General features: G+C 47.6%; 12 protein-coding genes. 7 read left to right on the forward strand and 5 right to left on the reverse strand.

The features are described from left to right. Positions 1-48: 48 nt before the first annotated feature. Both coaA and PMI05_RS21135 read left to right on the forward strand, forming a co-directional pair. Complete coding sequence (gene coaA / locus PMI05_RS21130) at positions 49-987, forward strand: type I pantothenate kinase (RefSeq protein ID WP_007726054.1); 939 nt, start codon at positions 49-51, stop codon at positions 985-987. Between the two features lie 24 nt (positions 988-1,011). Next, positions 1,012-1,464, forward strand: a complete 453-nt coding sequence (locus tag PMI05_RS21135; RefSeq protein ID WP_007726055.1) for a DUF523 domain-containing protein — start codon at positions 1,012-1,014, stop codon at positions 1,462-1,464. Between the two features lie 32 nt (positions 1,465-1,496). On the opposite strand, the gene PMI05_RS21140 is transcribed toward PMI05_RS21135, so the two are convergent. The 3 genes from PMI05_RS21140 to PMI05_RS21150 form a co-directional block, all read right to left on the reverse strand. Continuing rightward, a complete protein-coding gene (locus tag PMI05_RS21140) occupies positions 1,497-2,027 on the reverse strand; it encodes a hypothetical protein (protein ID WP_007726056.1) in 531 nt (176 codons plus the stop codon). 91 nt (positions 2,028-2,118) lie between these two features. Continuing rightward, positions 2,119-3,642: a BCCT family transporter gene (locus PMI05_RS21145; protein WP_007726057.1), complete on the reverse strand. Its 1,524-nt coding sequence runs from the start codon at positions 3,640-3,642 to the stop codon at positions 2,119-2,121. Between the two features lie 94 nt (positions 3,643-3,736). Next, positions 3,737-4,609, reverse strand: coding sequence for a LysR family transcriptional regulator (locus PMI05_RS21150; protein WP_007726059.1), 873 nt, complete (start codon positions 4,607-4,609; stop codon positions 3,737-3,739). A 156-nt stretch (positions 4,610-4,765) separates the two neighbouring features. Between PMI05_RS21150 and PMI05_RS21155 the strand changes: the two genes are divergently transcribed. Next, complete coding sequence (locus PMI05_RS21155) at positions 4,766-6,058, forward strand: NCS2 family permease (RefSeq protein WP_007726061.1); 1,293 nt, start codon at positions 4,766-4,768, stop codon at positions 6,056-6,058. Positions 6,059-6,171: 113 nt separating this feature from the next. After that, positions 6,172-6,564 carry a VOC family protein gene (locus PMI05_RS21160; RefSeq protein WP_007726062.1) on the forward strand — a complete coding sequence of 131 codons (393 nt, stop codon included), beginning with the start codon at positions 6,172-6,174 and terminating at the stop codon, positions 6,562-6,564. A gap of 60 nt (positions 6,565-6,624) precedes the next feature. Here PMI05_RS21160 and PMI05_RS21165 read toward each other — a convergent pair whose 3' ends face one another. After that, entirely contained in the window at positions 6,625-7,695 is a 1,071-nt protein-coding gene (locus tag PMI05_RS21165; RefSeq protein ID WP_007726063.1) for a hypothetical protein, read from the reverse strand. 161 nt (positions 7,696-7,856) lie between these two features. After that, positions 7,857-8,813: a GntR family transcriptional regulator gene (locus tag PMI05_RS21170; protein WP_007726064.1), complete on the reverse strand. Its 957-nt coding sequence runs from the start codon at positions 8,811-8,813 to the stop codon at positions 7,857-7,859. A gap of 138 nt (positions 8,814-8,951) precedes the next feature. Here PMI05_RS21170 and PMI05_RS21175 point away from each other — a divergent pair, with 138 nt between their 5' ends. The 3 genes from PMI05_RS21175 to PMI05_RS21185 all read left to right on the forward strand — a co-directional run bounded on the left by PMI05_RS21175 (position 8,952) and on the right by PMI05_RS21185 (position 10,997). Next, complete coding sequence (locus PMI05_RS21175; RefSeq protein ID WP_007726066.1) at positions 8,952-9,470, forward strand: HPP family protein; 519 nt, start codon at positions 8,952-8,954, stop codon at positions 9,468-9,470. Between the two features lie 141 nt (positions 9,471-9,611). Further along, positions 9,612-10,247: a Crp/Fnr family transcriptional regulator gene (locus tag PMI05_RS21180; RefSeq protein WP_007726068.1), complete on the forward strand. Its 636-nt coding sequence runs from the start codon at positions 9,612-9,614 to the stop codon at positions 10,245-10,247. A gap of 69 nt (positions 10,248-10,316) precedes the next feature. Further along, complete coding sequence (locus tag PMI05_RS21185) at positions 10,317-10,997, forward strand: queuosine precursor transporter (RefSeq protein WP_007726070.1); 681 nt, start codon at positions 10,317-10,319, stop codon at positions 10,995-10,997. The last annotated feature ends 11 nt before the right edge of the window (positions 10,998-11,008 follow it).

Below are 11,008 nucleotides of genomic sequence, written 5' to 3' on the forward strand. Positions count from 1 at the left end.
GTGTGAAATAAAGAAAGCACTTTCATGATGGAAAGGATGTACATTCCCATGGCATCACCCTATGTTACATTTAATCGCGAGCAGTGGAGTGCTCTGCGGGCTTCCACGCCGTTGACCATATCTGATAACGAGCTTTCCCTTTTGCAGGGCTTGAATGAGAAAATGTCCATGACCGAAGTCTCCGACATTTACCTTCCGTTGTCCCGTCTGCTGAATTTGTATGTCGGGGGCACGCAGGAGCTGTACCAGGCGACTCACACTTTTTTAGGGAACCAGGATGGCAAGGTTCCATTCATTATCGGTATCGCAGGCAGTGTGGCTGTAGGCAAAAGCACAACGGCTCGCATTTTGCAGACCCTATTGTCCCGCTGGCCGAATCATCCAAAGGTCGATTTGGTAACGACAGATGGATTCCTGTATCCGAACAAGGTTCTAGAAGACAGAGGGATCATGAAGCGCAAGGGATTCCCGGAGAGTTATGACTTGCGCCGCTTTATCAATTTTTTATCCGAAGTAAAATCGGGCTTGCCGGAAGTGAAGGCGCCAGTTTATTCCCACCTTGTGTATGACATCGTGCCAGATGAATGGCAGACGGTCAGACAGCCTGACATTTTGATTGTCGAAGGCTTGAACGTGCTGCAACCGCCCAGAGGTGACGAAAACGATGCTCGAATTTCCGAGGTCATTGTTTCTGATTTCTTTGACTTCACGATCTACGTGCACGCGGAAGAGAAGCACATCTTGAAATGGTATGTAGAGCGGTTCAAGCTGCTGCGTCAGACCGCGTTCTCCGATCCATCCTCGTATTTCAAGCGTTACGCGAGTCTGTCTGACGAGGAGGCGACTGAGGTAGCCACCGGCATTTGGACGGAGATCAACGGAGCCAACCTGCGCCAAAATATTTTGCCGACACGTGTTCGCGCTCAATTGATTTTGGACAAGGGGCAGGATCATATGATACAAAGCGTGAAGCTGCGCAAACTGTAGATAAAAAGGTGGGGGACGGTTGTCATGAAAGTGATTAGTGCCTGTTTGATCGGCTGTGAATGCCGCTACGATCAGAAGTCATGCTTGGACCAAGAGCTGGAGCAATTGCTTCGGGAAGGGAAGGCTATCCCCGTCTGTCCTGAACAGCTGGGAGGCTTGCCAACACCACGACCGCCAGCAGAAATCATCGGGGGAACGGGAGAAGATGTTCTGGATGGCAAAGCACGCATCATAGACAACACTGGCCGAGACGTCACCGAGGAATTTTTGATGGGGGCAAACCAAGCGCTGAAGCTGGCGAAAACGGTTGGAGCGACATCCGCCATATTAAAAGAGAACAGCCCGTCCTGTGGAAGCTCCTTTGTTTACGATGGCAGCTTTTCCGGGAAAAAAATGTCGGGTGTCGGTCTGACGGCGGCGCTGTTTCGCAGAAACGGGATTGAGGTAACATCTGAGTCAATAGTATCCAATGAATAACAAAGGGGGACGCGATGGATAGCGTCCTCCTTTTACAATCTGCTCATATTATAAGCGGTCTCTTCAAGCAACTCCTGTATCTTGAACCAAGAACGCCAGAGAGAAAAACTGAAGAAAACACATGCAACAAATGCGAAAATAGGAAGGCCACTATCACGAATCAGATTTCGCAGTATAAACCAAACGGCCAGTGTGTACGACAAGAATAGGGAATAAAAGATGACATTGCGCTCTTCTCGAATGATCAGTTCGATTTTATTCTCCAGTAATGAAAACTCCAGTTGGTTGTCTTTGTGCAATTGTTGGCGATCTACTCGAGCGTCTGGAGTTACAAAGCTGTATAGCTCTATTTCTCCCCCGTCTGGCTCCTTGAGAAATTCCACTTGATACATCACACCTGTAAAAATCGATCGTTTCATGTACAGATTGTCATTATAGAGGCGATTTTGATTTTCCCATACTTCCCAAATAATAAACGAGGCAATGAATAGGATGAAGACAGTCGTCAATTTCCAGTACGGTATCGGTACAATCTTTTTTCGAAAAGAACGATCAAGCTCCATTTAATCAGATCCTTTGAAATTTTTACCATATGATACCATAAAGAAGACCCTTCACGAAGCATAATACCTGATGGAAAGGTCTTCCTACTATTTACAACTCCTTCAATAACCTCTCCAGCTTCTTCTGCTGATCCTTCCGTTTCTTTTTCGCAATCCGGTCTTCTTCTTTCAGTGCCATGACAAGAGAAAAGCACATCAGAACCATGATGACGGTAAAAGGCAGCGCTGCCACAATGGAAGCTGTCTGCAGGCCTTCTAAGCCGCCGCTTAACAAAAGTACGATCGCGATAGCCGATTGAAGGACGCCCCAGGTGATTTTTACCCGATTCGACGGGTCCAGGTTGCCATCAGAAGACAGCATGCCGAGCACGAAAATAGCTGAGTCCGCCGATGTGATAAAAAACGTGATGATCAAAAGAATCGCAACGACAGCGAGGATGTATCCCATGGGCAACTGCTCCAGTGCGAGGAACAACGCAGTTGAGATGTCACGTTGTACCGCTGCCCCTATAGCTGCTTGATCAAAAATCTCGAGATGAAGCGCAGTCCCGCCAAACACCGAAAACCAAATAAAGCTCAACAAACTCGGAACGAGCATCACGCAAATGACGAATTCCTTGATCGTGCGACCTTTGGAGACGCGTGCGATAAACATGCCGACGAACGGCGCCCAGGCAATCCACCACGACCAGTAAAACAGCGTCCAGTTGGCTACCCATGTCCCTTGTGTAAACGGGGTCAGTCGCAAGCTCATCGAGATGAGATTGTTCAAATAGCTGCCCAGCGTGCTGGTAAAGGCGTCAAAAATAAACGAGGTTGGTCCCAATACGAGCGTTAGCAGGAGGAGCAACATGGCCAAAACCAGATTCGTATTGCTCAAATATTTGATTCCCCGATCCAGACCTGTCGTAGCCGAGAGCAGAAATAGGACCGTAATAATGGAAATGATCACGATTTGCACGGTGGTGTTGGACGGCAGTCCAAAGAGATGAGACAAACCTCCGTTTATTTGCAGAGTTCCGAGGCCAAGTGAGGTTGCGACACCGAATGCCGTGGCGATGACAGCCAGAATATCAATCCCTTTTCCGATCGGTCCGTGTATGCGTTCACCGAGCAGCGGGCCAAAGGTGGAGGAGATCAAGCCCTTCGCTCCTTTGCGAAATTGAAAATACGCGAGAGCGAGAGCGATGAGAGCGTAGATCCCCCAAGGATGCAGCCCCCAGTGAAAAAACGCATACCGAAGAGCAGTTTGTGCGGCTTCGGTCGTTTGTCCAGTCACACCTGCTGGCGGAGAGAAGTAATGAGAGACGGGCTCTGCCACTCCCCAAAAGACAAGACCAATCCCCATCCCAGCAGAAAACAACATGGCAAACCAGGTAGGCAGTGAATATTCCGGCTCGTCATCGTCGCTTCCCAAAGGGATTTGTCCGTATCTGCTAAAGGCAAGGAAGATGCAAAAGATCAGAAAACCGAAAGTCACGATTAAATAAAACCAGCCAAAATTCGTCGTGGTCACTTTAAGTACATGGGAAGCCGCAGAGGCGAAAAGCTCAGGAGAAATCGCGCCGAACAGCACAATGACAAATACAATGACCAAGGATATCAGGAAAGTCATCTTTATCCTCCCGGGAATCTACAAGAAATGGTAATAGTTTATCATCCCGCGGGATTTCCAAGATTATTCCGGATGTGACCACACCTGAATGGAGTTACGATGAAAACGTCTCGATAAAACGATTCGCTGCTTTTGACAGATGGCGTCCAGACTGCCAAACGACAGCAGCGGAAGAATAAATGGAAGTTCCGGAGAGTCGGATCCCGCGAATTTGTTCGCTCTGATGAGTCTCCCATGCCGAGATGGGGACGATAGAGGAACCGACCGAGGAGGCGACCATGCTGACGATGAGAGAAATGTCCGGGCACTCGCAGATGACATGCGGTTCCACGCCTAGACGGGAGAATTCCTTGATAATCAAGTCGTAGATGCCCAATCCTGGTGTGCTCGGCATGATAAGCGGGAGCTCGGCGATCTCGCGCATTTCGATTTCCTTGCGATCGGCATAGGGGGAGGTGGCAGGAACGATGAGCACAAAATCCTCTTCCTCCAACGGAATCATCGTGCAGTTGTTCAACGAGTGGGGAAGGCGTACGATAGCGACTTCTATGGTTCTGCGCTCTAGCCACTGATTGAGGAGCTGCGTATCGCCTTTCCAGATTTTATACGTAATGAGCGGATACTTTTGCTGAAACACACGAATTTGTTCTGGCAGGCGGTAGGCCGACAGTGCACTGACACCGATGGACAACGTCCCTCGAATGCCTTCGCCTGTTTCTTTGACCTCGGAGAGAGCTTCCTCCATTTGATGAACGATATTGAGCGCCTGCTTATAGAGAGTAACGCCTGCTTCTGTCAGGATCATTTGTTTTCCTGAGCGCTCAATGAGCATGACCCCGAGCTCCTCCTCCATTTGCTTCAGCTGCTGACTCAAAGGTGGCTGGGCCATGTTCAGTCTTTTAGCCGCCCCCGTTATTTGACCTTCCTCTGCTATGGCGATAAAGTAACGCAGTTGTCGAATATCCACACACAATGCCTTCTTTCCTTACGAGAATAGTTCCATATGAAAACGATATGAAAATTAGATTTTATGGATATTTTTCATATTGATGAAGCTATGATAGCATGTTTCCTGTGAATCTTCACTTCACGGAATAGACATAAAGGAAAGAAGGGGAAATCCGTGCGTACGTGGATGGAAAAGCTATTTCACTTGCGCGCTTACGACACGACGTTTCAAAGGGAACTCATCGCCGGATTTATTGGCTTTGTCACCATTGTCTACATTGTTGCCGTAAACGCTTCGATTTTAAATGATGCTGGAATACCGATGGAAGCAGGCATTCTGGCGACTGTATTGACGGCATTTATCGGGTCACTTCTTATGGCCTTTTGGGCAAATGCTCCGATTATTCTGGTTCCCGGTATGGGGATCAACGCCCTGTTTACGTTCACGTTATGCCAATCGATGGGCCTCACTTGGCAGGAAGCATTAGCTGCTGTTTTTGTTTCGGGTCTGATTTTTACTGTGATTGCCTTTACCAAGGCTGCGACGATATTGTCCAATGCGATCCCCGCTTCGCTAAAAGAAGCGATTACCGTAGGGATTGGGTTGTTCTTGACCTTCATTGGTCTGCAAAAAGGCGGGCTGATCGTTATGAATCCGTCTACATTTGTTGCGCTGGGTGACTTATCCAGCCCGCATGTGATCGTCACGCTGATTACTTTGATTGTTACGTTGATTTTGTTTGTTCGCAATGTGCCGGGCAACTTCTTGATCGGGATTGCGGTTGGTACAGGACTTGGCTTTTTGTTCGGGGTTGTCGAGCCAGGAGGAGGAGGATCGTTTTCGTTTGCGGATTACGGAAGCGTCTTTGCGGGTCTTTCCTTTTCTGCCATTTGGGCGTTGCCATTTTGGATCGCGACCTTCTCATTGGCGATGGTCATCGTCTTTGAAAATATTGGCTTGATTCATGGGCATACCTCGATGCTTGGACAGCCGCAGAAGTTCAGACGTTCGCTGCAAGCCAATGCGTTGTCGGCTGCCATCTCTGGCATTTTGGGAACCAGTCCGACGGTTTCGACAGTGGAGACCGCGGCAGGAATCGCAGCAGGAGGAAGGACGGGACTGACCGCGCTTGTAACAGGTACCTTGTTCCTGCTCTCGCTCGGTTTGCTTCCTGTCATCAAAATGATTCCGGATGGAGCCATTGCTCCCGTGCTCATCATCATTGGCGCATTGATGCTGCAAAATGTACAGAATATCAATCTGAAGGACTTCTCGGAAGGCTTCCCTGCCTTTTTGATCATCGCGATTATCCCGTTGTCCTACAGCATTGTAGATGGAATTGCGTTTGGATTCGTGGCGTATCCGCTCATGAAGCTCGCATTGGGCAAACGTCGCGAAGTGCCTGCGCTCATGTACGTCATCGCGGGATTGTTCTTGCTGAATCTCATATTGCCGATCTTCACATAAAAGAGTAGTTTTCCCTCGACTTGAGTCGGGGGTTTTTTATGTTCTGTTCTCTAGAAAGTGGCGCAAGGCTTGTGAAATAATGGATGGAAAGTTGAAGAATGGGGGACTTTTCCATGATCCATGAGATGACGGTTCAATTACGTACTGCTGATTTCGCCAAAGGACAAGCCTGGTACCAGAGTTTTTTGCAAAGAGAGCCGGATTTTGTTCCGCACGAAGGATTTGCTGAGTGGGAAGTATTGCCTGGGTGTTGGCTGCAACTGGCAGAGGGGACGCCAGCGGAGGGCAGCGGTCCCGTGCGCTTTGCCGTTGTCGATATTGAGGCGGAAAAAGAAAGACTGATCAACGAGCTACAAATCGAACCGTTTGAAATTTTTCAACGAGAAGAAGTACCGGTCAAGTGGGGGACGTTCGCCGATCCATGGGGAAATCGTCTTGGGTTGTTCGAGTACCTGGATCCAGCTGAAAAAGAGGAGAAGCAAAAAAGACTTGAGAAGCTGAAGTGAAAAAAGTCCCTTTGCCAATGAGAGTGGCAAAGGGATTGTTCGTGGAGAGATGCGTATGAATTATCGTTTTACCAGCGTAAACGCTTGTTTTACTTGGTCCAGAGACATCATCAGAGGGATGAATTTCTTACCTTCTTTGCTTGCTGGATCAAATACCGTATCTTGTGGCAAGCTTGCAACATAAACCGTGTTGGTTGCTTGGTTACGTGCAATTTCGGTGCCGACTGGCGGCTCGTCCGGGTTGTTCAGTTTTTTCCAGTCATTCAGGTCAAACGCGGTTATAACCACAACAGGTGCACGATCTTCCGCTTTGTCAGCATTGAAGATGAAGCGGGTTACACTCTTTGCTTCTGGCAAGTATTCGTCTGCATTTGGGCCAGTTTTTTCCTCAACAAGGATGTTGCCGTTCCAAGATTTTGGACCTTTAAAAGCAAAGGCAGAGTCTTGGCTTTTGAAAGTATCATGATATACTTCGAGTGGTTTTACAGCTGGTTCGAAGTTGGCACTCATCAATTCCCATTTGGTTTGGTTCCACTTCCATTTGGATTTGAGGTAGCCGCGAACATCTGCATTGTAATCACCAGTCAGACGCTCTGTGCCTTCCAGTACGTAGAGACCATTTTTGTTTAGATCGATTGGTTTCAGTTCTACGAAGTCCGCTCCGACTACACCTGCTTTGTTTTTATCCAGACCTGGCAGGCTGAGCTCTTTCGCTTTTCCATCCTTAATGTTGTAGATGTGATTGGTTGTGTAGCCGCCGCTTCCGCCAGTGCTTGCAGTAACCATGATCTCGCCTTTTTTATCGTAAGTGAAATCTTGAACGGAGAGCTTCGGCTCGTAGCCGTTGTCCTTCACGTCGATGTTAAAAGATTTCTTCGTTTTGCCATCTGTTACTTTGATAGTGAGGTCCTTAACGTATGGGCTGTTTTTCTCTTTTTTTCCGTACAGAACGACTGTGTCTGCGGTCTTGTCACCCGTTACGTCTGTTGTTTTTTTCGTAATCTCTTGCAAGCCTTTTGTTGTAGCCGTTGTGTTGCTTGCATCTGCTGTAATTGCATACCCTCCAGTGAAAAGTACGGAAGTAAGTACTGTTCCTGTTACGAGTTTGTTCAATTGTTTCATGTGTTTCATGTGATGAATCTCCTCCCCAGTCTTGCTGACTGATCATGATGAAATGTGTAGTGTGCTGTATTTTGTGCTCGTCCTTGCTACACGTTCATTATGTACGATAGTGTGGATGCATTGGTTACAGACTATCGACATAAAACCTACAAATCGGTAACAGGTAAATGTTAGGGTGCGAGGAGGTTGCTCGCTTCTTTTAGCAGTGCCTCGCTGCTTTGCTCCAACAGCATGGGATAGAGACGTGTTTTATCTGGAGCTAACGCGAGGAGCCGATCATATACCGCAGCAGAGGCATAGAGCAAGTCAGAATCGTGGATAATCTGCTGCAAGGAGCGTTCATCAGCGAATCCTGCGGTCATGTGTTGAATCTGTTCGATACCTGCCTCTTGTACACGTCCTGCCATCCATTCCCCGCCTTTTTTTCCGAGACAAACAAATCCAACTGCACGGCCTGCCTCCAGGCGAGCGATTTCCAGAAGCGTGCTCGTCTGGGCATTTGCTCCAATGATGAGGACTGATTTGTGATAACGTGCAGTTAATTCTTTTACTTCATCTGCATGGTTGACGGTAGTGACAATTTGATCTGCATCCTGTAAGGCAGAGAGGACATCTGAATGGTTTTCAAGATAGGCAACCTGAATGGGCTGACCGACGATCTCTTCTATTTTCCTGCGATAAAAAGGATGATCATGCTCGTGACATTCCACCAAGAGCCATCTGGCTTCTTTCTTGGACTGGGAAAGAAACAAATGTCCGTAAGCAATGGAAGCAAGCATAAGCTCATCCAGCGAAAATGGAAGCTGCTGTGCTCCGGTCATGATTGTTTTAACGTGATCATAAAGCGATTGCTGACGTATGCGAAAGGCAGTAATCGCAGGTTTGTCTGCGATAGAAGTACCGCGACCCTTTTGCATATGGACGAGACCTTCATCCCGTAGTTGCGTGTATACAGCATTGATGGTGTTGCGGTTGACTTGCAGCTGATCTGCTAATTGGGCAGCAGGTGGAAGCATTTCGCCCGGTTGAAGGTGGCCTAGGCCAATGAGAAGCTTCAATTGTTCTTTGATTTGCACATGGATCGGTATTGGAAAGTCCGCATTTAGCCGCACAAGTGATTGAGTCATGAATATTCGCCTCACAGTTTGGTGTTTGTATTCATTTTACTAAATATCTAGGTAACTAGCTATTATTTGTGTTTTTGTAAGATACCTCACAGAACAAGGAAGGGTCACTTGCTACGATGTGAGTAGGAGGTGGCTGTGATGAGTGGTATAAAGGAATTTGTAGCCAAAATGAAGGGAAGAAGCAGAACGCCCTTGAAAATATCTGGCTCGGTTGCTTTGATTGGGGGCCTTGGCGGATTAGTGACGATAGGGGTACTGGGCATGCTAACGGAATTAACCACCGCGGTCTGGTTGATGGCTTCATTTGGGGCAAGCTGTGTGCTTGCTTTTGTGGCCTGGGATTCGCCGTTATCTCAGCCGCGCAATATCATCGGGGGGCATTTTTTCACCAGCTTGGTTGGCGTGCTGCTTTATCAAATAGGCGGATCGCATCTGTGGGTCGTAGCAGTTAGTGTGGGTCTTGCGATTGCCGTCATGCATGTAACAAAAACAACGCATCCTCCTGCGGGTGCCAATCCGATCGTTATTGTCATGGACGGCAAAGGGTGGGAGTTTTTATTGTCTCCGGTACTCATAGGTGCAGTAGTGGTTGTGCTGATTGCTCTGTTCGTCAATAACATGCATAAGAAACGTGCGTACCCTGTGTTTTGGGTATAGCAGTATCACAGTAAAGAATGGCCGCCTTTTAGTAGGTGGTCATTTTTTCATTTAGAAGGAAGAGGGGAGGGTGATTGACAAATGAATTGAAATGCATAAAAGTATAGGTAACTAGGTATTTAAAGTTGTGAGGGATGTATCATGAATGAGCCGATCAAGCATGAGAGAATGGGGGAGCAAATCGTTCTAGCCAAGAAAACGGTGTTTCAGACGCCGGCTGACACGCGAATGGGCATTTTCTTCATTCAAAAGGGACTCCTGCGTCTCTCTCGGCTGAACGAGGATGGAAAGGCTTTTACCGTGGGATTGCTGGGGCCTGGAGCAGTTTTTGGCGAGAGTGAGGAAATGGTGCTAGGGTCACGCGCTGTCTACATTGAAGCGATGCAAAAAACGACCCTTACTCATTGGAGTGCGACACGGATGGAAGAAATGCTGCAAGCATGTCCACCAAGCTTGAAAGAAATGATGTTCCAGTTGTCCAAACGATTGGGCGAACAAGAGGAGAGGATGGAAAAGCTGGCCTTGGAATCGGTTAGGGATCGCGTACTCCATCTGTTAGTTCAGTTATGTCAGCGATTTGGAAAAGTAGAAGAACCGTTTTGGAAATTGACCGTATCTCTCTCCCATCAGGAAATTGCCAACATGGTGGGGGCGACCAGAGAAACTGTTTCATTAGCATTAGCCAGTTTAGTCGATGAGGGAATTGTGTTGGTGTCCCGAATGTCGATTGCTGTGCATGCATCGAGAATGGTTGATAAAATAAGAGAATGCAAGTAAAATGATTGAATGCTCAAAACGGGCCGCGGTTCGTAAACTCCCGCGTTATCAAAACTAGGAGGAAATCATATGTTTAATTTTTGGGTCGGAGTGCTTTTTGCTCTGGTGAACTTCGGGCTGTTCCTGCTCTGCTACCGATTTTTCGGCAGAATGGGACTGTACGCGTGGATCGGGATGGCAACCGTGTTGGCCAACATTCAGGTGGTCAAAACAATCGAGATGTTCGGTCTGGTCATGACGCTCGGCAATACGATTTATGCTTCTATTTATTTGGTAAGCGATCTATTGAACGAGAAGTATGGGGAAAGAGAAGCAAAAAAAGCTGTATGGTTTGGCTTCTTTACCTTAATTGCGGCAACGATCATCATGCAGCTCGTGCTGGTGTTTGAACCACAGGAAACAGATATTGCCCAAGGTTCCTTAGAGACGATTTTTGGCTTGATGCCAAGAGTGGCATTGGGTAGCTTGTGTGCGTATTTTGTCAGCCAATTTGTCGACGTGAAAATTTATTCGTGGTTGAAGAAAAAATGTCCAGGCCCAAATCAGCTCTGGATTCGCAATAATGGGAGCACGCTCTTCAGTCAGTTGCTCGACTCCGTTACCTTTTGTACGATTGCCTTTTTGGGAGAATTCCCGATGGACGTATGGTGGCAAATCCTGTTGACTACCTACCTGATCAAGTTTGTCGTATCGGCAGCTTCGACGCCGGTTCTTTATATCGCACGCAGTATGAAAGTGGACGAAAGCTAATTGACAAAAAC

Origin of the sequence: Brevibacillus sp. BC25 (assembly GCF_000282075.1) — a bacterium.
Lineage (GTDB): Bacteria > Bacillota > Bacilli > Brevibacillales > Brevibacillaceae > Brevibacillus.

What these genes read in the sequence shown, in the direction of transcription:
- coaA (WP_007726054.1), top strand. Translation starts at nt 49, where the DNA reads ATGGCATCACCCTATGTTACATTTAATCGCGAGCAGTGGAGTGCTCTG.
- PMI05_RS21135 (WP_007726055.1), top strand. Translation starts at nt 1,012, where the DNA reads ATGAAAGTGATTAGTGCCTGTTTGATCGGCTGTGAATGCCGCTACGAT.
- PMI05_RS21140 (WP_007726056.1), bottom strand. Translation starts at nt 2,027, where the DNA reads ATGGAGCTTGATCGTTCTTTTCGAAAAAAGATTGTACCGATACCGTAC.
- PMI05_RS21145 (WP_007726057.1), bottom strand. Translation starts at nt 3,642, where the DNA reads ATGACTTTCCTGATATCCTTGGTCATTGTATTTGTCATTGTGCTGTTC.
- PMI05_RS21160 (WP_007726062.1), top strand. Translation starts at nt 6,172, where the DNA reads ATGATCCATGAGATGACGGTTCAATTACGTACTGCTGATTTCGCCAAA.
- PMI05_RS21165 (WP_007726063.1), bottom strand. Translation starts at nt 7,695, where the DNA reads ATGAAACACATGAAACAATTGAACAAACTCGTAACAGGAACAGTACTT.
- PMI05_RS21170 (WP_007726064.1), bottom strand. Translation starts at nt 8,813, where the DNA reads ATGACTCAATCACTTGTGCGGCTAAATGCGGACTTTCCAATACCGATC.
- PMI05_RS21175 (WP_007726066.1), top strand. Translation starts at nt 8,952, where the DNA reads ATGAGTGGTATAAAGGAATTTGTAGCCAAAATGAAGGGAAGAAGCAGA.
- PMI05_RS21180 (WP_007726068.1), top strand. Translation starts at nt 9,612, where the DNA reads ATGAATGAGCCGATCAAGCATGAGAGAATGGGGGAGCAAATCGTTCTA.
- PMI05_RS21185 (WP_007726070.1), top strand. Translation starts at nt 10,317, where the DNA reads ATGTTTAATTTTTGGGTCGGAGTGCTTTTTGCTCTGGTGAACTTCGGG.